Source organism: Priestia taiwanensis (genome assembly GCF_014638355.1).
GTDB classification, from domain to species: Bacteria; Bacillota; Bacilli; order Bacillales; family Bacillaceae_G; genus Priestia_D; species Priestia_D taiwanensis.
This window is the reverse complement of record NZ_BMFK01000001.1, coordinates 1464616-1485535: the sequence shown is the minus strand read 5'-3', so window position 1 is coordinate 1485535 and position 20920 is coordinate 1464616. Positions and strand designations below refer to the sequence as shown.

At 38.1% G+C, this 20920-nt stretch carries 22 protein-coding genes and 1 other annotated feature; all 22 genes read left to right on the top strand.

The genetic code is table 11. The features are described from left to right. Positions 1-133 precede the first annotated feature (133 nt). The 22 genes from IEV41_RS07655 to uraA all read left to right on the top strand — a co-directional run bounded on the left by IEV41_RS07655 (position 134) and on the right by uraA (position 20864). Positions 134-931 carry a cell division protein FtsQ/DivIB gene (locus tag IEV41_RS07655; protein WP_188387801.1) on the top strand — a complete coding sequence of 266 codons (798 nt, stop codon included), beginning with the start codon at positions 134-136 and terminating at the stop codon, positions 929-931. Positions 932-1309: 378 nt separating this feature from the next. Further along, entirely contained in the window at positions 1310-2602 is a 1293-nt protein-coding gene (gene ftsA / locus IEV41_RS07650; protein WP_188387800.1) for a cell division protein FtsA, read from the top strand. A 46-nt stretch (positions 2603-2648) separates the two neighbouring features. Then, positions 2649-3788, top strand: a complete 1140-nt coding sequence (ftsZ, locus tag IEV41_RS07645) for a cell division protein FtsZ (RefSeq protein ID WP_188387799.1) — start codon at positions 2649-2651, stop codon at positions 3786-3788. Positions 3789-4163: 375 nt separating this feature from the next. After that, entirely contained in the window at positions 4164-5087 is a 924-nt protein-coding gene (gene spoIIGA / locus IEV41_RS07640) for a sigma-E processing peptidase SpoIIGA (RefSeq protein WP_188387798.1), read from the top strand. A 30-nt stretch (positions 5088-5117) separates the two neighbouring features. After that, positions 5118-5837, top strand: coding sequence for an RNA polymerase sporulation sigma factor SigE (sigE, locus tag IEV41_RS07635; RefSeq protein WP_188387797.1), 720 nt, complete (start codon positions 5118-5120; stop codon positions 5835-5837). Positions 5838-5949: 112 nt separating this feature from the next. Further along, positions 5950-6729, top strand: a complete 780-nt coding sequence (sigG, locus tag IEV41_RS07630; protein ID WP_188387796.1) for an RNA polymerase sporulation sigma factor SigG — start codon at positions 5950-5952, stop codon at positions 6727-6729. Between the two features lie 111 nt (positions 6730-6840). After that, the gene (locus IEV41_RS07625) at positions 6841-7116 is read left to right on the top strand and encodes a YlmC/YmxH family sporulation protein (protein ID WP_188387795.1); all 276 of its coding nucleotides are present in this window, start codon (positions 6841-6843) and stop codon (positions 7114-7116) included. Positions 7117-7195: 79 nt separating this feature from the next. Further along, positions 7196-8038 carry a peptidoglycan editing factor PgeF gene (gene pgeF, locus IEV41_RS07620; protein ID WP_188387794.1) on the top strand — a complete coding sequence of 281 codons (843 nt, stop codon included), beginning with the start codon at positions 7196-7198 and terminating at the stop codon, positions 8036-8038. Then, positions 8035-8706, top strand: a complete 672-nt coding sequence (locus IEV41_RS07615; protein WP_188387793.1) for a YggS family pyridoxal phosphate-dependent enzyme — start codon at positions 8035-8037, stop codon at positions 8704-8706. The genes pgeF and IEV41_RS07615 overlap by 4 nt, the downstream gene beginning before the upstream one ends. A 129-nt stretch (positions 8707-8835) precedes the next feature. Continuing rightward, positions 8836-9318 carry a cell division protein SepF gene (locus IEV41_RS07610; RefSeq protein WP_188387792.1) on the top strand — a complete coding sequence of 161 codons (483 nt, stop codon included), beginning with the start codon at positions 8836-8838 and terminating at the stop codon, positions 9316-9318. Between the two features lie 6 nt (positions 9319-9324). Further along, the gene (locus IEV41_RS07605) at positions 9325-9594 is read left to right on the top strand and encodes a YggT family protein (RefSeq protein ID WP_188387791.1); all 270 of its coding nucleotides are present in this window, start codon (positions 9325-9327) and stop codon (positions 9592-9594) included. A gap of 18 nt (positions 9595-9612) precedes the next feature. Further along, positions 9613-10389 carry a YlmH family RNA-binding protein gene (locus IEV41_RS07600; protein ID WP_188387790.1) on the top strand — a complete coding sequence of 259 codons (777 nt, stop codon included), beginning with the start codon at positions 9613-9615 and terminating at the stop codon, positions 10387-10389. Positions 10390-10480: 91 nt separating this feature from the next. Then, positions 10481-10975 (top strand): DivIVA domain-containing protein, encoded by a 495-nt coding sequence (locus tag IEV41_RS07595; RefSeq protein ID WP_188387789.1) that lies wholly within the window; start codon positions 10481-10483, stop codon positions 10973-10975. A gap of 61 nt (positions 10976-11036) precedes the next feature. Then, positions 11037-11267: a binding site (T-box leader), on the top strand. Positions 11268-11338: 71 nt separating this feature from the next. Next, positions 11339-14095, top strand: a complete 2757-nt coding sequence (ileS, locus tag IEV41_RS07590) for an isoleucine--tRNA ligase (RefSeq protein ID WP_188387788.1) — start codon at positions 11339-11341, stop codon at positions 14093-14095. A 101-nt stretch (positions 14096-14196) separates the two neighbouring features. Then, positions 14197-14703 (top strand): GNAT family N-acetyltransferase, encoded by a 507-nt coding sequence (locus IEV41_RS07585; RefSeq protein ID WP_188387787.1) that lies wholly within the window; start codon positions 14197-14199, stop codon positions 14701-14703. 71 nt (positions 14704-14774) lie between these two features. Next, positions 14775-15461 carry an aspartate/glutamate racemase family protein gene (locus IEV41_RS07580; RefSeq protein WP_188387786.1) on the top strand — a complete coding sequence of 229 codons (687 nt, stop codon included), beginning with the start codon at positions 14775-14777 and terminating at the stop codon, positions 15459-15461. A gap of 79 nt (positions 15462-15540) precedes the next feature. Next, positions 15541-16515 (top strand): 2-hydroxyacid dehydrogenase family protein, encoded by a 975-nt coding sequence (locus IEV41_RS07575; protein ID WP_188387785.1) that lies wholly within the window; start codon positions 15541-15543, stop codon positions 16513-16515. 248 nt (positions 16516-16763) lie between these two features. After that, positions 16764-17105: a TraR/DksA C4-type zinc finger protein gene (locus tag IEV41_RS07570; protein ID WP_188387784.1), complete on the top strand. Its 342-nt coding sequence runs from the start codon at positions 16764-16766 to the stop codon at positions 17103-17105. 143 nt (positions 17106-17248) lie between these two features. After that, positions 17249-17704: a signal peptidase II gene (gene lspA, locus IEV41_RS07565; protein WP_188387783.1), complete on the top strand. Its 456-nt coding sequence runs from the start codon at positions 17249-17251 to the stop codon at positions 17702-17704. A 46-nt stretch (positions 17705-17750) separates the two neighbouring features. Further along, complete coding sequence (locus IEV41_RS07560; RefSeq protein ID WP_188387782.1) at positions 17751-18665, top strand: RluA family pseudouridine synthase; 915 nt, start codon at positions 17751-17753, stop codon at positions 18663-18665. A gap of 200 nt (positions 18666-18865) precedes the next feature. Beyond that, entirely contained in the window at positions 18866-19408 is a 543-nt protein-coding gene (gene pyrR, locus IEV41_RS07555; RefSeq protein WP_188387781.1) for a bifunctional pyr operon transcriptional regulator/uracil phosphoribosyltransferase PyrR, read from the top strand. 151 nt (positions 19409-19559) lie between these two features. After that, positions 19560-20864 (top strand): uracil permease, encoded by a 1305-nt coding sequence (uraA, locus tag IEV41_RS07550; RefSeq protein WP_188387780.1) that lies wholly within the window; start codon positions 19560-19562, stop codon positions 20862-20864. Positions 20865-20920: the final 56 nt, after the last annotated feature.

Below are 20920 nucleotides of genomic sequence, written 5' to 3'. Positions count from 1 at the left end.
ATATGCTATAATGAATAAGACTTATGTAAGGTGAGGAACGGCATGATTTTCCATGCCGTTTCTTGTACGTTTCATTGCGAGAAAGCCTACGTGGAGAAAACAAAATAATTGTAATGAATGCGGAGGCGACATGATGGAAAAAGAAAAAGTAATTGATTTGGGGGAGAGAATCCCTAGGTTGAAGCAAGAGTTGAGAAGGAAATCAAATTATCGACTTGTTTTTTATATTTTCTTCTTTTTCTTTGTGATGATAGCAGTTTTGTACTTCCAAATAGCTTTTGGGAATATTTCCAAAATAGAAGTGGAAGGTAATAAGTATGTAACGAAAGAAGAAGTTATTCAATTATCCGGTCTTAAGAATGAAACAAGCTATTGGAAGATTTCTGAAGAAGCAGTAGAAGCGGAAATAAAAAAGCATGGTGAAATTCAATCGGCTAAGGTAACGAAAAAATTCCCTAATAACATATACATAAAGGTCGAAGAATATGGAACAGTTGGATATTTAATGAAAGGATCTAGTTATCATCCAGTCTTAGAAAATGGCAAGGTGTTAGATGTTTCGATTGAAGGTGAGTTTCCTGTACAAGCACCGTTATTATATGATTTTAGAGAAAAAGAAGAAGCCTTAGAAGGAGAAACTCAAAATCCCGGCTTACAATTTGAAGAACTGCAAGAGTTAGCAGCCGAAATGGCAATATTACCAGAAAGTATTAGAAAATCGATTTCGGAGATTTATTACACACCAAAAGAAAAGGATGCCCTTTCTATTACGCTATTTATGAGTGAGGGATTTGAAGTACATGTTACAATTAACGATTTTGCGAATAAGATGCTTCTGTATCCAGCGATTGCCGAAGATAAGAAACACCTTAAAGGAATTATCAACTTAGAGAAAGGTGCTTATTACGCTCCGTATGAAACAGCTGAATAATCCCATTTACATAGTTGTTAGACATTTCGAGATAGGATAATAGGTCTAAAGTCTTGAAGTAAATTCCTTAAAAATACTCTTTATATTGGTATTATTTTTCAATATAGTTTTTCACGTAAGTTTATCTTTTCTATACGAGTATCTTAGTGTAGACTTATATACAGACAGTAATAGTTTTATCTTTATTATTTAGATGTTATGTGTCGTTATATTCTATAAAAATTACTAGTATGAAAAGAAAATGTGAAAAAACCGTAATAGAAATAGAGGGAAATAGTAGAATACGTTGAATATTCTACCTATACATATTCCTTTAGCATAATTGTTGTTTATTATGTATAAAACAAAGGGTGATATTTTAAAAGGAGGTGCCAAAGAATGAACAGCAATGAAATTTTTGTCAGTTTAGACATCGGTACATCCAATGTAAAGGTAATCATTGGTGAGATGGTAAATGAGAATTTAAACATTATCGGTGTAGGAAATGTGAAGTCAGATGGACTCCGTAAAGGTTCAATCGTCGACATAGATGAAACTGTACAATCAATACGTAAAGCAATTGAAGAAGCACAGAGAATGGTAGGAATCAAAATCGATCGAGTAATTGTTGGAATTAGTTCGAACGGTGTCCAACTTGTGCCATGTAAAGGAGTAGTTGCAGTTTCCAATGAAAACCGTGAAATTGGAAATAACGATGTTCAACGTGTTATCGAGGCATCACAATTAGTAGCTATTCCACCTGAGCGTGAAATCATTGATGTTGTGCCAACAGAATTTATTGTAGATGGTCTAGATGAAATTAAAGATCCACGTGGCATGATTGGTGTCCGCTTAGAAATGGAAGGAATTCTAGTAACTGGTGCCAAAACATTAATGCATAATTTATTGCGCTGTGTAGAGCGTGCTGGTTTAGAAATAACAGATATTTGTTTACAGCCGTTAGCAGCTGGTTCTCTTGCGTTATCCAAAGACGAGATAAACAGAGGCGTTGTATTAGTGGATATCGGAGGAGGCTCTACCACATTATCAATCTTTAAAGAAGGCATGTTAAAAACAACAAATGTTCTTCCGATTGGTGGGCAGCATATTACACGAGATATTTCTATCGGTTTACAGACATCATCAGATGATGCCGAGAAGATTAAAGTGAAGTATGGGCATGCTTTCTATGATACAGCATCAGAAGAAGAGTTATTCAGCGTTCCGATTATGGGAAGTGATCAACATGAGCAATATACACAAGTAGATCTTTCTGAGATAACAGAGGCGCGTCTAGAAGAAATATTAGACTTTGTGAAACTTGAGTTAAGACGCTTAGGAGTAAGAGACCTACCAGGAGGTTTTGTACTAACTGGTGGTGTTATGAAAATGCCTGGAGTGCTTGAATTAGCACAGCATGTATTAAAACATAATGTAAGAATTGCATATCCTGACTATATTGGGGTGCGCGAGCCGCAGTATACGACTGGGGTAGGATTAATTAAATATGCGTACAAGAAATCTAAGTTACGAGGCAAAGTACATACAACTAACGTACAAGAGGACGTAACAGAAAGACCGATACATCAGAAGCCAAAAGCAAAACCAAAACAAGTAAGTAAACCAAGAGCAAAAGACGACGAAAAAATGGGTAAGAAAATGAAAAAATTCTTCCGTTATTTATGGGAGTAATAGTCGAATAGCTTTTGAAATTCGATTTCGTAGGAGGATTTAGATAATGTTAGATTTTGATATGAATTTAGACCAATTGGCAAATATTAAAGTTATCGGTGTCGGTGGAGGCGGAAACAACGCTGTTAACCGTATGATTGAGCATGGTGTACAAGGTGTTGATTTCATCGCTGTTAATACAGATGCACAAGCGTTAAATTTATCACAAGCAGAAGTAAGAATGCAAATTGGTGGAAAGTTAACGCGTGGACTTGGAGCAGGAGCAAATCCAGAAGTTGGTAAGAAAGCTGCTGAAGAAAGCAAAGAGCAAATCCAAGAAGCACTTCGTGGTGCGGACATGGTATTCGTAACTGCAGGTATGGGTGGTGGAACAGGTACTGGTGCGGCACCTGTTATCGCACAAATTGCGAAAGAACTAGGTGCATTAACAGTAGGTGTTGTAACGCGTCCATTTACGTTCGAAGGAAGAAAACGTGCGACACAAGCTGCTAGTGGAATTGCTGCATTTAAAGAAAATGTAGATACATTAATTGTTATTCCAAATGATCGTCTTCTTGAAATTGTAGACCGTAATACGCCAATGCTTGAAGCATTCCGTGAAGCGGATAATGTATTACGTCAAGGTGTACAAGGTATTTCGGATTTAATCGCTGTTCCTGGATTAATCAACCTTGATTTCGCAGATGTAAAGACAATTATGTCTAACAAAGGTTCTGCATTAATGGGTATTGGTATTGCGACAGGCGAGAATCGTGCAGCGGAAGCAGCGAAGAAAGCAATTTCGTCTCCACTTCTAGAAACGTCAATTGACGGTGCACAAGGCGTACTGATGAACATTACAGGTGGAACAAACTTAAGTTTATACGAAGTACAAGAGGCTGCGGATATTGTAGCATCAGCTTCTGATTTAGAAGTGAACATGATCTTTGGTTCTGTTATTAACGAGAACTTAAAAGATGAGATTGTTGTAACAGTAATTGCTACTGGCTTCGATGATAGTATTTCAATGGAACCACCAAAGCCATTACGTCCAGCTATTTCAAAGCCAGCACCAGCTGCGCGTGAAACAGCTCGTGAGACAGCTCGCGAAATAAAGCGTGAGGAAGAAATGGTAGAAACACATCGTTCTACAAATGTAGAAGATTTAGATATCCCAGCATTCTTACGTAACCGTAAGCGTCGCTAATATAAGGTAAGTAAGCCGCAGAGATTTTCTCTGCGGCTTTATTTTATATGTGAAAAGAAAGGTGCATGACATATTTGTGATGCACCTTTTATATTAGGGGGCATTAGAAACAAGAATCGTCAAAATAAGTAAAAATAAGCATACAAGAAGTGACAGACTTCCACTTCCTAACTAAGCTATACTAGTTTCATCGTATAGCTTTCGATGAACAACAAGTAGATTTTTCTAAACTGTTTGTTCACGTCTCATTTAGTATTCTCTTTTTCTACGAAGGACTAGAATGAGAATATGCTAGCTTGTTCTGTACGAAAAGGAAATATATGCACCTAAGTAAGGCTTCCTATGTATAGTCTGTGAGTAAGGAAGTGGTTATGGTTGGTTGTGTATGCAGATATTGTTTGGCTCTTGAATCTATGTATTGATTTTATTTTGTTATCGTTAACAGCTATTTTGTTAAAAAGAAAGTGTAAATGGTACCGTGTATTAGTAGGAGCATTTATTGGTTCGTGGATTGTTATTTTTCTTTTTACACCGTTAGCGCCAGTTATGTCTCATCCTATTGGGAAGGTATTGTTTTCATTTGCGATGGTGCTGGCGACTTTTGGGTTTGGAACGATACGTACGTTTATTCAAACAACGCTTATGTTTTATTTTGTTACCTTTATGGTTGGTGGTGGGCTTATTGGACTCCATTATTTCTTGCACTATGATACAGCTATTTTAGATGGGGTAATAACAACTGTTTCACCAGGGATAGGAGATCCAATTAGTTGGTTGTTTGTTTTCGTTGCATTTCCATGTATCGTTTATTTCTCAAGGAAGAGAGTGGAACATCTAGAAATTACAAAAATCCATTTTGAACAAATTGTTAGTGTCGAAATTGTATTGCAAGGGAAAAAGTGGGGAATGAAAGGGCTGATCGATAGTGGTAATGCGCTATGTGATCCCATCACTCAAACACCGGTTATGATTATCGATTTAACAAAAATTCATGATTTTCTTCCGATTTGGTTATATGAAAAGTCGAAGGATGTTCATGATATTGATTTCACTGCAATCGATGAGGATGAAGCATTATTAAGTCGAGTTCGTATCATTCCGTATCGAGGGGTAGGGCAGCATCGGAATTTCATGTTGGCTATTCGTCCAGATGAGGTAACGATTACGAGTAGAGAGGATCGAATTGTTGTGAAGAAAGTACTGATAGGTCTTAATCATACGACTTTATCGGCAAATAATGAATACGAATGTATTTTACATCCAAAGATGATGCTTACATCTCAAGTGTTTAGTGCGTAAGGCAAATAGATGATGAATGGAGATGAGGGTGTGAAAAAATTAAAGATACGTTTTTTATATCTATGGTATAAAGTATTAAAGAAATTAAAAATTAAGACCGAAGAAATTTATTATATTGGAGGAAGTGAGGCACTTCCACCCCCACTTACGAAAGAAGAAGAAGAAGTGTTACTTCAAAAACTCCCGAACGGAGATGAAACGGCAAGATCGTTATTAATTGAACGAAATTTACGACTTGTTGTATACATTGCACGGAAATTTGAGAATACCGGAATTAATATCGAAGATTTAATTAGTATTGGCACAATTGGTTTAATTAAGGCAGTTAATACATTTAATCCGGAAAAGAAGATTAAATTAGCAACGTATGCTTCACGCTGTATTGAAAATGAAATTTTAATGCATTTACGACGAAATAATAAGAATCGTTCAGAAGTATCATTTGATGAACCACTTAATATTGATTGGGATGGGAATGAGCTGTTGTTGTCAGATGTGCTTGGAACGGAAGATGATATTATTACGAAAGATTTAGAAGCGAATGTGAACCGTACGTTATTACTAAAAGCGCTTCATCAATTGAATGAGCGTGAGAAGCAAATCATGGAGCTGCGATTTGGATTAGATGGAAAGGAAGAGCGTACACAAAAAGACGTAGCGGATATGTTAGGGATTTCGCAATCGTATATTTCGCGCTTAGAGAAACGAATTATTAAGCGATTGCGAAAAGAATTTAATAAGATGGTTTAGAAGTGTTTAAGTGGAAAAGTGAATAATCTGTAAACAATACTTTGTGCATAAAAATTCCTCCTAAGGAGATACTTTACTTTGTACAGCATCTCCAAATTTAGGAGGGAAGACATTGACACGTAACAAAGTAGAGATTTGCGGAGTAGATACATCAAAACTTCCAGTACTAAAAAACGATGAAATGCGAAAATTGTTTCAGCAATTGCAAAGTGGAGAGATTGCCGCAAGAGAGAAGCTTGTAAATGGAAACTTACGGTTAGTGCTAAGCGTCATACAACGATTCAACAATAGAGGAGAGTTTGTTGATGACTTATTTCAAGTCGGGTGTATTGGACTAATGAAGTCCATTGATAATTTTGATTTAAGTCAAAATGTTAAATTTTCAACGTATGCTGTACCGATGATTATTGGAGAGATTCGCCGTTATTTACGTGATAATAACCCGATACGTGTATCGAGGTCATTGCGTGATATTGCGTATAAAGCGTTACAAGTAAGAGAACAATTAATTGCGGACAACTCAAAAGAGCCGACCCCAGTTGAAATTGCAGCTGTACTGGGCGTTACGCATGAGGAAATCGTTTTTGCGTTAGATGCTATTCAAGACCCAGTGTCACTATTTGAACCAATTTATAATGATGGCGGGGATCCTATTTTTGTGATGGACCAGCTAAGTGACGAAAAGCAAAAAGATGAACAGTGGGTAGAAGAATTGGCATTAAAAGAAGGATTAAAGCGCCTAAATGATCGTGAAAAGATGATTATTCGAAAACGTTTCTTCCAAGGAAAAACACAGATGGAAGTAGCGGAGGAAATTGGGATTTCACAAGCGCAAGTGTCACGTTTAGAGAAGTCGGCGATTAAACAAATGAATAAAAACATTCAGGGATAAAACTGTTTATGGACAGCTTTGTCCTTTTTCTTTTTTATAGACATGAACAACTTGTACGTATTCATATAGTGGACATAGGACGGACATTTCAACGCAAGGGAGAGAAAATAGATGAGTAGAATTTCAGATTTTCAAACGAAGGATGTTGTGAATGTAGCTGATGGAAAGAAGTTGGGGAACATCGGAGATATCGATATTGATTTAACCTCAGGCAAGATTACAGCGGTTATGATTGTACGACCTGGGAAAATGTTAGGAATATTCGGGAAAGAAGAAGAATTATCCATACCTTGGGAGCATGTAGTAAAAATTGGGGAAGATGTTATTTTAGTACGTTTACAACAAACATTTGAACTAAACCCATCAGAGATAATTATTAAAAATTAGTCTTATAGATACCTACAATCAAGTGAAAAATATGTTAGAATATAAGAAACTGTGTCTATAAACAGGGGAGGAGCTTGTAATGAACAAAGAACCTTTTATTAAGAACAATGATGAATTACTCCATTTAGATTCGTGGCAGCATCTTTCTTCTCCTCTTGTTGTTGGATTTACAACGAAGGATACATCGTATGGTAGTAGTATAGAGGCATACGCATCATTCAATTTAGGTGTACACGTGAATGATAAACATGAGCATGTGATGATGAACCGTACAAAGTTAGGAGAAACGCTTTCCTATCCGATACATAAATGGGTATGTGCTGAACAAGTACATGAAGCAACAGTTGCAAAAGTAACAACAGATGATAAAGGAAAAGGAATTTATGTATATGAAGAAGGAATAAGAGGAACCGATGGCATATATACAAGGGAAAAGGATGTATTATTGACCTCTTGTTATGCAGATTGCGTACCACTTTATTTCTATGCACCGAAACACGATGCAATTGGACTCGCACATGCAGGATGGAAAGGCACAGTGAAGAACATTGCTGGAGAAATGATTCAAGTGTGGACAGAAGACGAGCATATTCCATTAGAGGATATACATGTAGCAATTGGACCATGTATTCATGCTTGTTGTTATATTGTAGATGATAGGGTAATTAATGCTGTTAAAGAAATTCTCCCTGCTAATCAACATGCATCTGTATATGAACAAGTGAGCGATGGACAATATCGCATTGATTTACAAGAGGTAAATCGTCTATTGTTTGTTAATATGGGAATACCGAAAGAACAGATTACATTATCTTCCTATTGTACAAGTTGTGAGGACAAATTATTCTTCTCACATCGACGAGACAAAGGTAAGACAGGTAGAATGCTAAGTTTCATCGGGTTTAAGGGGGAAGGAATGTGAGCATTGCTAAAAATGTAGAAAACGTTCAGGTACGTGTGAATGAAGCGTGTGATAGAAGTAATCGTAGCGTACATGGCGTAACAATTATTGCTGTTACGAAGAACGTAGATACCGAAACAGCTGAAGCATTGTTAAACGAAGGATTGACTCATTTAGGGGAAAATAGAAATGAGCCATTTTTAACGAAGCATGCAGCTATCGGTGAAAAAGCTTCGTGGCATTTTATCGGTTCTCTTCAGACGAGGAAGGTAAAGCAGATCATTAATAAAATTGATTATCTTCACTCATTAGACCGTATGTCTTTAGCTGAAGAAATTGAAAAGCGTGCTGAACACGTAGTGAAATGTTTCGTACAGGTAAAGACTTCTTCTGAGGAATCAAAGCAAGGATTAGAGGCGACGGAGGTTGTTAATTTCGTACGAAACCTAATTCATTTGGAGAAAGTTGAAGTAGTAGGCTTAATGACAATGGCGCCTTATACGGAGGACGAAGAAGAGATTCGCACTTGTTTCCGTCAATTAAAGAATTTGCAAGAGGAATTGCAACGTTTGGAATTACCTCATGTGCCGTGTACGGAGCTATCAATGGGGATGTCGAATGATTTTGAGATTGCCGTTGAAGAAGGAGCAACGTTTATTCGATTAGGAACCATTTTAGTAGAGGAATAGGATTAAACCACTAGCTATTATTTTATTTCATGGGCAAAGGTGATGAAGGTAGACAACTACACTCGCCATATGTCATTGGTTCGGTTTTAGATGCTAGACTATATTATATTTTATAAGGAGGGACATACTATGGGATTTTTTAAGAAGTATTTTGGATTAGAAGAAGAATATGAGGAAGAATATTATGATGATGAGCCCAATGTAAAAGAAGAAAGGCATGAGAGGCAAGACAGACAAGATCGACAAGATCGATACGAAGAGCCAAAGCGTCCGCAACGAGGTGCAAATCAAAATGTTGTGAGTATTCAAAGTGTGCAAAATGGAAAGCACCCTGCTAAAGTAGTATTACTAGAGCCACGTGCATACTCAGAAGTACAACAAATTGCGGATCATTTACTTAGTAAACGTGCCGTTGTCATTAATCTTCAACAAGTAGATTACGAGCATGCAAAGCGTATTGTTGATTTCTTAAGTGGTACGACATATGCAATCGGCGGCGATATTAAGAAAATTGGTTCTAGCACATTCTTATGTACGTCTGATAACGTTGATATTTCTGGGCAAATCTCAGACTTGAATATTGATTTCGAAAACAGTCAAAAGAGGTGGTAGACATATATGTTACTTGTACTAGAGATTTTACAAACCATTCTTAGCATCTATAGTTATTTTATTATTGGATATATTTTAATGTCATTCTTCCCTGGAGCAAGAGATTCTGCTTTAGGCACGTTTTTAGGGACGATGTGCGAGCCGTTTTTAGAACCGTTCCGCCGAATTATCCCGCCACTTGGAATGATTGACCTTTCGCCACTTGTAGCTATTTTAGTACTTCGCTTTGCAGGGGAAGGGCTTTGGTCATTATTCCGTCTGTTAAATCTTATTTAATATAGATGGGACAATCATATGAGTATTTATGAACATTTTCGGAAAGAAGAACGTACATTTATTGACCATGTATTAGAGTGGAAGCAACAAGTAGAATACTCGTATACTTCGAAATTAACGGATTTCTTAGACCCGAGAGAGCAATATATTGTTCGTAGTTTAGTTGGAGGAAATGATGAGATAAATGTGTCTTTCTTCGGCGGGCATGATACGAGCGAGAGAAAACGTGCATTGTTGGTTCCAGCATATGTAGAACCGATGGAAGATGATTTTTCTCTTTTATTACTTGAAGTGAAATATGCTTCTAAGTTCCATACGATTACACATCCCCAACTGTTAGGTGCACTAATGGGGATAGGTCTTAAACGTCAAAAATACGGTGACATCATTATTTCAAACGATGCCGTACAACTTGTCGTCTCGAAAGAAGTTGCGTCGTTCGTTGAAATGAACGTGACATCGGTAGGGCGTGCGAAGGTAGCAATTGAGTCGATACCTTTCTCTACCATCCATACTGTGAAAGAAGTGTGGCAAGAAGGAAGAGGAACGATAACATCGTTTCGCTTAGATGTGGTGCTTGCAGAAATTTTCCACTTATCTCGCCAAAAAGTTCAAATGCTCATTAAGGGCGGGGCTGTGAAAGTGAACCATAAAATCGTTGAACAGCCGTCGTTTGAATGTGGAGAAGATGACTTATTTTCTGTACGTGGATACGGAAGGTGTAAAATGTTGTCAATTGAAGGGCAAACGAAGCGAGATAAGTGGAAAATTACGTATGGATTGCAAAAAAATTAAATTTATTAGCAGGAATACCTCTCTTTTTGTCGAATAAGAGCAAAATAGGAATCATACGTATATTAAATATAAGAATTTGGAGGTGGCGTTTGTGCCATTAACACCGTTAGACATTCATAACAAGGAATTCGCTCGTGGATTCCGTGGATATGCTGAAGATGAAGTAAATGATTTTTTAGACCAAGTAATTAAAGATTATGAGTTAGTCATCCGTGAGAAGAAAGAGTTAGAAGCGAAGGTAACTGACTTAACAGACCGTTTAAGTCATTTCTCGAACATTGAAGATACATTAAACAAATCGATTCTAATTGCACAAGAAACAGCAGAAGAAGTAAAAGGAAATGCTGTGAAAGAATCAAAATTAATTATTCGTGAAGCAGAGAAGAATGCAGACCGTATTGTGAATGAAGCATTAGCGAAGTCACGTAAAGTCGCGATTGAAATTGAAGACTTAAAGAAACAATCAAAAGTATTCCGTACGCGTTTCAAAATGCTAATTGAAGCACAACTAGAAATGCTTCAAAATGATGACTGGGACAACTTAATGGAACTTAATAAAGAGTTGTTAGAGCAAGGACAAGAATAAACTATCCAAAATGACTTGACGTTTTTTTTAATCTTACATATAATTCAATAACATATACTACTGAATGATGAAGATAGGGACGAGTAGTTTTATCGATACTTAATTAGCGAATCGAGGATGGTGTGAGCTCGAGATAAGAAGATAAGATGAAAATCACCCTGGAGTTCCATGCTGAAATGAGGAGTAGGCGTTGGCGTTTCATTCGCGTTAAGAATGTCAGAGTGGATATATACTATACATATAGTTATGTCTAACTAGGGTGGTAACACGGGAAGACCTTCTCGTCCCTTCTTGGGATGAGGGGTCTTTTTTTCGTTCACTCTGGCAAAGCTGATGATGTAGATAACTTAGGAGGAGTAGACAATGGAATACAAAGATACCTTATTAATGCCACAAACAGAATTTCCAATGCGCGGTAATTTACCAAAGCGTGAGCCAGATATGCAAGCGAAATGGGAAGAAATGAATATTTATGAGAAAGTACAAGAGAGAACGAAAGATCGTCCATTATTTGTACTACACGATGGACCTCCATATGCAAACGGTGATATCCATATCGGTCACTCGTTAAATAAAGTATTAAAAGACTTTATCGTACGCTACAAGTCAATGTCAGGCTTCTGTGCACCGTATGTACCAGGTTGGGATACACATGGTTTACCAATCGAGCAAGCTTTAACAAACAATAAAAAAGTAAATCGCAAAGAATTATCCGTTGCGGAATTCCGTAGTCTTTGCGAAGAGTATGCACTTAGCCAAGTTGATCGTCAACGTGAGCAATTTAAGCGTCTAGGCGCACGTGGTGACTGGGACAACCCATACATCACGTTAGATGCAGCGTATGAAGCACGCCAAATTAAAGTATTTGGTGAAATGGCGAAACGAGGCTTAATCTACAAAGGGAAAAAGCCAGTATACTGGTCTCCATCAAGTGAATCAGCACTTGCAGAAGCTGAAATCGAGTACCAAGATAAGCGCTCAGCATCTATTTATGTAGCATTTGGAATTAAAGATACAAAAGGTGTGTTAGAGGGCGATGAGAAGTTCATCATCTGGACAACTACTCCTTGGACAATGCCAGCGAACTTAGGTATCTCTGTTCACCCTGAATTAGAATATAGCGTTGTCAACGTAGATGGCAACAAGTATATCGTAGCTTCTGCATTAGTAGAAGAAGTAACGAAAGTTCTTGAGTGGGAGAATGTAGAAGTAGTAAGAATACACAAAGGTGCTGACTTCGAATACGTAGTTGCTGAGCATCCGTTATATGGTCGTGATTCATTAGTGATGTTAGGTGAACACGTAACGACAGATGCAGGTACAGGTTGCGTTCATACTGCACCGGGACACGGTGAAGATGACTTCATCGTTGGTCAAAAGTACGGTTTAGACGTATTATGTCCTGTTGATGACAAAGGTCATATGACAAGCGAAGCGCCTGGATTTGAAGGATTATTCTACGATAATGCAAACAAACCGATTGTTGAGCAATTAGAAGCAAAAGGTGCATTACTGAAGTTATCATTCTTCAAGCACTCGTATCCACATGATTGGAGAACGAAGAAGCCGGTTATCTTCCGTGCAACAGCACAATGGTTTGCGTCAATTGCAGCAATTCGTGAAGATTTATTAAAAGCTGTTCAAGATACGAATTGGTTACCAGCATGGGGAGAAACTCGTCTATTCAACATGGTTCGTGATCGTGGTGACTGGTGTATTTCTCGTCAACGTGTATGGGGAGTACCAATTCCGGTATTCTACGCAGAGAACGGTGAAGAAATCATTACAGACGAAACAATTGAGCACGTAGCAAACTTATTCAGAGAGCATGGTTCAAACGTTTGGTTTGAGCGTGAAGCAAAAGACTTATTACCAGAAGGATTCACACATGAAGCAAGTCCAAACGGCGTCTTCACGAAAGAACAAGATATTATGGACGTTTGGTTCGATTCGGGTTCTTCTCACCAAGCAGTATGTGACGAGCGTGATCACTTACAATACCCTGCAGACTTATACTTAGAAGGTTCTGACCAATACCGTGGTTGGTTCAACTCTTCGTTATCAACTGCAGTAGCATTAACAGGTAAAGCGCCTTATAAAGCAGTTGTTTCTCACGGATTCACATTAGATGGTGAAGGTCGTAAGATGAGTAAGTCTATTGGTAACACGATTGACCCAGTTAAAGTATGTAACCAATTGGGTGCGGATATTTTACGTTTATGGGTTGCATCTGTTGACTACCAAGCAGATCAACGTATTTCAGATGATATCTTAAAACAAGTTGCAGAAGCATACCGTAAGATTCGTAACACATTCCGTTTCTTATTAGGTAACTTACATGACTTCGATGTAACGAAAGATGCAGTAGCAGTGGAGAACTTACGCGAAGTAGATCGTTACATGTTAGTGAAGTTAAATGGATTAAATGATCGTGTAACAGCGTCATACGAAGCATATGATTTCTCAACAATCTACACAGCAGTGAATAACTTCTGTTCAGTAGATTTAAGTGCATTCTACTTAGACTTTGCGAAAGACGTATTATATATCGAAGCTGCAAACAATGCAGATCGTCGTGCAATCCAAACAGTGTACTATGAAGTGTTAGTAACATTAACGAAATTAATGGCACCAATTTTACCTCATACAGCAGACGAGGTTTGGGCGTTCGTTCAAGGTGCAGAAGAAGCTTCTGTACAATTAACAGATATGCCGGGAACAGTAGAAGTAAAGGATGCAGAAGCGCTTCTTAAGAAGTGGGATGCTTTCATGGACTTACGTGATGACGTGTTAAAAGCATTAGAAGTAGCTCGTAACGAGAAAGTCATCGGTAAATCATTAAATGCAAGCTTAACGATGTACCCAACTGCAGAAACGAAAGCACTTCTTGATTCAATTGAAGAGAACGTACAACAATTATTCATCGTATCTGAGTTCGTTGTAGCAGCTGGTGAAGCACCAGAAGAAGCACAACAATTCGATACATGTGCAATCGTAGTAAAACAAGCAGAAGGCGATACGTGTGAGCGTTGCTGGACTGTAACACCAACTGTTGGAACAGATAGCGAACATGCAACATTATGTACGCGCTGTGCATCAGTAGTCAAAGAATTAGCATAACATGTAAAGACTGATTAGCGATGTAGCTAGTCAGTCTTTTTCGGGTAGAAAAGACAGAATTTTGTGATAAAATCACAATTAAAGGAAAAAGGAGGATGACGATGATTACGATTGAAAGAGCGAATGAACAACATATTGAAGGGATTTGCAAAGTATGTACAGATGGCTATCGGGAAACGTATAAAGAGATGTATCCGCAGTATTATATTGAACGAGTGATTGGAGAGTTTTATAGTTATGACCGAGTAAAAGGGGAAATAGAAAACATCTCAAAAGAATGGAATGTCTGGTTCGTTGCTTTAGAGAATGATGAGGTTGTTGGTGCTATCGGTGGAGGGTTAACCGCAGATACAGTAGGAGAAGTACATGTGTTTTATTTAGATCCAAATCGAAGAGGAGAAGGTATTGGCACGCTACTATTAAAAGGTTTAACAGATGTGCAAAAAGAGTTAGGTATAACAGAACAAGGGGTGTCTGTATCTAAAGGGAACAATAAAGGTATTCCTTTTTATGAAGCGAGAGGATTCGTATTTCAATCCGAAAGACCTAGCTATGCAAATGAAGAAGGGGAAGCATACATTTCGAACCGTTATCACCGAACAGTTTAAAAAGTTCGTCATTGCGACAGAAGGTCTACTTTTTTAATGCCTATAATGAACGGTGAAAGGATGTATGTAAAATGATTGGAATACTAGCGGGGATGGGACCGATGTCCACAGGTCCTTTTATTGATAAAGTGATGATGCAGTGCCAGCAATTATACGGAGCAATGGAAGATATGGATTTTCCAGAAGTGATGATTTACTCGTGCCCGACACCTTATTATACGAATAAGCCAATTAATCATAATGATATGGAAAAAGCAATTATTGCGGGAGCTAAACGCTTAGAAAAAACTGGTGTAGATTTCATTGCGATGCCATGTAATACAGGGCACTTGTACATACATAACATTAAGCAACAACTTACCATTCCTATCTTACATATCGTTGAAGAAACGATGAAAGCGATTCCTAAAGAAGCGAAGAAAGTTGCAGTTTTAGCAACGCAAACGACTGTGGATTCTTGTTTGTATGATGAGTACTTACAGGAAGTAGAGCATATTCAGAAAAATGAATGGCAAGTAGCAATTAATGAATTATTAGCAATGATTAAGGCAGGGAAGATAGTTGAAGCTACACGTGTATGGAACAGTTTATATAAAGAGTTGAAAGCGACTGTAGACGTTTGTATCGTTGCTTGTACAGATTTAAATGTCGTAATAGACGTGGAAGCAGAGAAAGACTTTTTCGTTGATTCGTCTACTTGTTTAGCACAGGCGACTGTTCGTGAATACATAGTACGTAACAATGTACAAGTTAGATAAGTAAAAGGTATTTTCGTTGTGATTTCGGATATATCCTTTTATGATAAGTGTATAACAGACAGAAAGGATTGTGGCACACATGGCAACTATATTTGTAGCAGGAAACATACCAGAGGAAGGATTACGTTTGTTAGAAGGGCATAACGTAGATATGTATACTGGCGAAGAATTAATTAGCGAGGAAGAGCTTCAAGTACGCGTCCGTAAGAGTGATGCGATCCTTAGCTTATTATCAACGAAAGTAAGTCGTGCAACAATCGATGTAGCAACGAAAGCAAAAATTATTGCGAATTACGGCGCTGGTTTTGACAACATTGATTATCAATATGCGGAAGAAAGAGGTATTCATGTAACAAATACACCGAATGTATCGACCGAAGCAACGGCTGAATTAACGTTTGCATTACTGCTAGCGGCTACTCGTCGTGTTGCAGAAGGAGACGAATTGTGTCGCGCAGTCGGTTTTAATGGATGGGCACCGCTTTTCTTCTTAGGGCGTGAAGTATACGGCAAAACACTTGGTATTATCGGTTTAGGGAAAATTGGCCAAGGTGTAGCGAAGCGTGCAAAAGCATTTGGCTTACATGTTATCTATACTGGGCCAAATCGTAAAGAAGAAGTAGAGAAAGAACTAGGTGTCACCTATGTACCATTTGAGGAGTTATTGCAAACGGCTGATTTCATTACAATTAACTGTTCGTACAACGCATCGATGAAACATATGATTAGCACGGACGAATTAGCAATGATGAAGAAAACAGCGTATATTGTAAACGCATCGAGAGGCCCAATCATGAACGAACAAGCATTAGTTGATGCGCTAAAAAATGGTGTCATTGAAGGTGCAGCGCTTGATGTATTCGAATTCGAGCCACATATCACGGAAGAATTAAAGACATTAAAGAATGTGGTGTTAACACCGCATATTGGCAATGCAACAATTGAGACGAGAGATGCAATGGCTGTGATGGCAGTGGAGAATATACTTGCTGTCCTAGGCGGAAAGAAGCCGCTTACGCCTGTTAATGAAGTGAAAGAATGTGTATATAGCTAAAGAAGAGGACGATTACTATGCAACTAGTAGTCGTCTTTTTTTATGAAGAGGATGAAGAGTTTTTATAAAACGGAACGGAGAGTGAGGACTCAAGCGGGGAGGTATATGGTATCGAAATCCTTGGATAATTTTGCGGGATTAAATATTTGAATATAAGGAAAAAAGTGTGTGCCGTAGAGAAAAAAATTTCGGATACACTAATGACTACAACAACGACTTACAACAACGTTTCAAGGAGGATTTTCATAATGAGGGATGCATTTTTGGAAATACAATCAGAGCTTGAACTGACAAAGAAAGAACTTGAAACGAGATTATTGAAAGAGTATTACAATAAGTATGATACAGAAATAAGTGAAGAGTTAACATTTCACCCAGGAAAAGCTGCTGAAGAACAAGTAAAACGTAAAATGCTTGTGCATCATATAAAAGAAGATTTACAAGATGTAAAGCGAGCGCTTTTAAAGATGCAACTTGGGATTTATGGTATTTGTGAAGAAACAGGAACGAGAATGGAAATAAAGCAACTACGTATTTTACCGACGGCGCGAACAGTGGCGGACGTATCATACCAGAGATTTTATCGCTGAATACTTGCCAATTGTCCATAGAAAAAGAAGAAAATATGCAATTCTCGTATGTTTTCTAGACAATCCCTTTTCTCTTATAGAAAGAGTGTGCTAAAATGCATAAGTAACACCTATACTATTATGGCACACTAGAGGGGGAAATTATGTATTTTTATCTCATTGCATTCGTAGTAATATTAATTGACCAGTTAACAAAATGGGCAATTGTCAAGTATATGGAATTAGGACAAAGTATTCCTGTTATTGAAAATTTCTTATATATTACTTCTCACCGCAATCGTGGTGCAGCGTGGGGGATTTTACAAGGTCAAATGTGGTTCTTCTATATCGTAACGGTTGTCTTTATTGCAGGAGTTATGTATTTTGTACGTAAAGAAGGTTTACAAGATAAATTATTAGGAACAGGATTAGCATTAATGTTAGGTGGAACGATTGGTAACTTTATTGATCGTGTGTTCCGACAAGAAGTAGTTGATTTTGTTCATACATATATTTTCTCGTATAGTTTCCCGGTGTTCAACGTGGCAGACGCGGCTTTATGTATTGGAGTAGGACTAATTTTTATTCAGACGATTTTAGAAGGGAAAAAAGGAAGCTAACACGCTTCCTTTTCTTTCGTAGCATATAAGAAAGAGGGATAGTTAAATGGAAACAAGAACAATTACAATTGATGATACATTGCAAGGTGAGCGTATTGATAAAGTATTATCAACTGTAGACGCACAGTGGTCTCGTTCGCAAGTACAAGCGTGGATCAAAGAAGGTGTTGTAACCGTGAATGGAAAAGCACCAAAAGGAAATTACAAAGTAAAATTAAATGATGAAATTGTTATCGAAATACCTGAGGCACAGCCGTTAGATATTTTACCAGAGAAAATGGACTTAGACATTTACTTTGAAGATAGCGACGTATTAGTTGTGAATAAGCCAAAAGGAATGGTTGTTCACCCTGCAATCGGACATGTGACAGGTACATTAGTAAACGGTTTAATGGCACATTGCACAGATTTATCAGGAATTAATGGTGTAATGCGTCCAGGTATCGTTCACCGTATTGATAAGGATACGTCTGGTTTATTAATGGTTGCGAAAAATGATATCGCTCATGAGTCATTAGTAAATCAACTTGTCGCAAAAACAGTTGTGCGCCGCTATGTGGCGTTAGTACACGGTGTGATTCCGCATGATAAAGGAACAATTGACGCACCAATTGGTCGTGACAAACAAGATCGTCAAAGTATGACAGTAACAGAAGAGAATAGTAAACATGCAGTAACACATTTCCACGTGTTAGAGCGTTTCCATGGCTATACGTTAGTGGAATGTCAATTAGAAACAGGTCGTACGCATCAAATTCGTGTACACATGAAGTACATTGGTTTCCCATTAGTAGGTGATCCAAAGTATGGACCGAGAAAAACAATGAATCTTGATGGCCAAGCATTACATGCAGCTGTACTAGGCTTTGAGCACCCAAGAACGAAGGAACATATTGAATTTGAAGCACCAACGCCAGCATATTTAGAAGCAGTTTTAGAAGAGCTAAGAAAAAGTTATTGACATATAACCATTTTGGTGCAATAATGTTCACAACAGTATAGATGATCCTTTAACACAGCCCCGTGAGGTTGAGAAGGAAACGGTTATAGAGGGAGTAGTTTACTCTCTTGAACGGTATCCTCATGTCAACTCAGGCATGAGGATATTTTTTTAGTTACAGGTCACTCTAACTGTGTAATAAGAAAAAGAGGTGAGTGCACATGGCACAAAAAGCGATCGTATTAGATGAACAAGCGATTCGAAGAGCCCTTACTCGTATTGCACACGAAATTATCGAACGTAATAAAGGTATTGATAATTGTGTATTAGTAGGCATTAAGACAAGAGGTATTTTCATTGCGAACCGACTTGCGGAGCGCATTAAGCAAATTGAAGGTAAGCAAATTGGTGTGGGTGAGTTGGACATTACGTTATATCGTGATGACTTAACAAAAACAACAATGGATGAAGAACCTTTAGTGAAAGGGACGAACATCAACGCAACTATTACAAACAAAAAAGTTATTTTAATAGACGATGTATTATTTACGGGTAGAACGGTGCGTGCCGCAATGGACGCATTAATAGACGTAGGCCGCCCATCACAAATTCAATTAGCTGTACTAGTCGATAGAGGTCATCGAGAGCTTCCAATTCGCGCAGATTATGTAGGAAAGAACATTCCGACATCAAGTGATGAGAAAATTATGGTAACGCTAAAAGAAGTAGATAGTACAGATCAAGTTAGTATACATGATAAATAAGATGCCCTTTTAACAGGTAGTCCAGAGAGGCTAACAAAGGGTCTTCCTTCCTCATGCTTATTTGAGGAAGAGGAAAGACTCTTTGTGTCCAAAACACAAAGAGTTTTTTTATACCCTAAGACGGCATCGATAAAAATTAGGGGGAAACAAAATGAAACCAGTATTAGAAATTCACGAAAGACCAAAATTAACACAATGGTTCTTGCTAAGTGTACAGCACTTATTCGCCATGTTCGGTGCAACGGTATTAGTACCATTCTTAACAGGGATGGACCCAGCGGTTGCATTAATCTCAAGTGGTATCGGTACATTAGCATTTATTCTTATCACGAGAGGTCAAGTACCATCTTACTTAGGATCATCATTCGCATTTATCGCACCAATTATTGCATCGAAAGCATTCGATGGACCTGGGGCAGCGATGGTCGGAAGTTTCATGGTAGGTATTGTGTATGCACTTGTAGCACTCTTAATTAAGACAACAGGTGTAAAGTGGTTAATGCGCTTATTACCACCAATCGTTGTAGGGCCAGTAATCATGGTTATCGGTTTAGGATTAGCAAGTACAGCAGTAGGAATGGCAACGAATGATGCAGACGGGAAATATAGCTTAATTCACTTCTCGGTAGGACTTGTAACGTTAGCCATTACAGTGTTAGTAGCAGTATTTACAAGAGGATTTTTAAGTATCATCCCAGTATTAGTAGGAATCGTTGGAGGTTACTTATTCGCCTTCACGGTGGGATTAGTTAATTTCACGAAAGTACAAGAAGCAGCATGGTTCGCAGTACCGAATTTCGTAATACCATTCGTTGATTACACACCATCATTCTCATGGACAGTGTTTGCCATAATGGTACCAGTAGCGATCGTACCAATTGCAGAACATATCGGTCATCAGCTAGTGTTAAGTAAGGTAGTAGGAAAAGATTTGGTAGAGAAGCCAGGCTTACACAGTTCGATATTAGGAGACGGAGTAGCAACAATCCTTGCCTCATTGGTTGGCGGTCCACCGAACACAACATATGGTGAGAACATCGGAGTACTGGCAATCACGAGAGCTTATAGCATCTACGTATTCATCGGTGCAGCAGTGTTTGCAATCTGCTTCGGATTCATCGGAAAAGTTTCAGCATTACTATCAACGATTCCGACACCAGTAATGGGCGGTGTATCAATCTTACTATTCGGAATCATCGCTTCTAGCGGATTACGCATGTTAGTAGAGAATAAAGTAGATTTTGGAAACAAGCGCAACTTAATTATCGCATCGGTTATCCTAGTAATCGGAATTGGTGGTGCATCGCTTCATCTTGGAGATGTATCTCTTGAAGGGATGGCATTAGCATCAATCATCGGAATCATTCTAAACTTAGTTCTTCCAGGTCGAGAAAGTGTAGAAGAGAACTTATTTGAGACGGAGGAAGACAATGGAAAAGTAGCAACAATCGCATAACCTTTTAATGAAATCCAGAGAGGTTTCAAAGGGTGTTAAAGATACGCGTATTAACA

What these genes read in the sequence shown, in the direction of transcription:
- IEV41_RS07655 (WP_188387801.1), top strand. Translation starts at nt 134, where the DNA reads ATGGAAAAAGAAAAAGTAATTGATTTGGGGGAGAGAATCCCTAGGTTG.
- ftsA (WP_188387800.1), top strand. Translation starts at nt 1,310, where the DNA reads ATGAACAGCAATGAAATTTTTGTCAGTTTAGACATCGGTACATCCAAT.
- ftsZ (WP_188387799.1), top strand. Translation starts at nt 2,649, where the DNA reads ATGTTAGATTTTGATATGAATTTAGACCAATTGGCAAATATTAAAGTT.
- IEV41_RS07625 (WP_188387795.1), top strand. Translation starts at nt 6,841, where the DNA reads ATGAGTAGAATTTCAGATTTTCAAACGAAGGATGTTGTGAATGTAGCT.
- pgeF (WP_188387794.1), top strand. Translation starts at nt 7,196, where the DNA reads ATGAACAAAGAACCTTTTATTAAGAACAATGATGAATTACTCCATTTA.
- IEV41_RS07610 (WP_188387792.1), top strand. Translation starts at nt 8,836, where the DNA reads ATGGGATTTTTTAAGAAGTATTTTGGATTAGAAGAAGAATATGAGGAA.
- IEV41_RS07605 (WP_188387791.1), top strand. Translation starts at nt 9,325, where the DNA reads ATGTTACTTGTACTAGAGATTTTACAAACCATTCTTAGCATCTATAGT.
- IEV41_RS07600 (WP_188387790.1), top strand. Translation starts at nt 9,613, where the DNA reads ATGAGTATTTATGAACATTTTCGGAAAGAAGAACGTACATTTATTGAC.
- ileS (WP_188387788.1), top strand. Translation starts at nt 11,339, where the DNA reads ATGGAATACAAAGATACCTTATTAATGCCACAAACAGAATTTCCAATG.
- IEV41_RS07585 (WP_188387787.1), top strand. Translation starts at nt 14,197, where the DNA reads ATGATTACGATTGAAAGAGCGAATGAACAACATATTGAAGGGATTTGC.
- IEV41_RS07580 (WP_188387786.1), top strand. Translation starts at nt 14,775, where the DNA reads ATGATTGGAATACTAGCGGGGATGGGACCGATGTCCACAGGTCCTTTT.
- IEV41_RS07575 (WP_188387785.1), top strand. Translation starts at nt 15,541, where the DNA reads ATGGCAACTATATTTGTAGCAGGAAACATACCAGAGGAAGGATTACGT.
- IEV41_RS07570 (WP_188387784.1), top strand. Translation starts at nt 16,764, where the DNA reads ATGAGGGATGCATTTTTGGAAATACAATCAGAGCTTGAACTGACAAAG.
- lspA (WP_188387783.1), top strand. Translation starts at nt 17,249, where the DNA reads ATGTATTTTTATCTCATTGCATTCGTAGTAATATTAATTGACCAGTTA.
- IEV41_RS07560 (WP_188387782.1), top strand. Translation starts at nt 17,751, where the DNA reads ATGGAAACAAGAACAATTACAATTGATGATACATTGCAAGGTGAGCGT.
- pyrR (WP_188387781.1), top strand. Translation starts at nt 18,866, where the DNA reads ATGGCACAAAAAGCGATCGTATTAGATGAACAAGCGATTCGAAGAGCC.
- uraA (WP_188387780.1), top strand. Translation starts at nt 19,560, where the DNA reads ATGAAACCAGTATTAGAAATTCACGAAAGACCAAAATTAACACAATGG.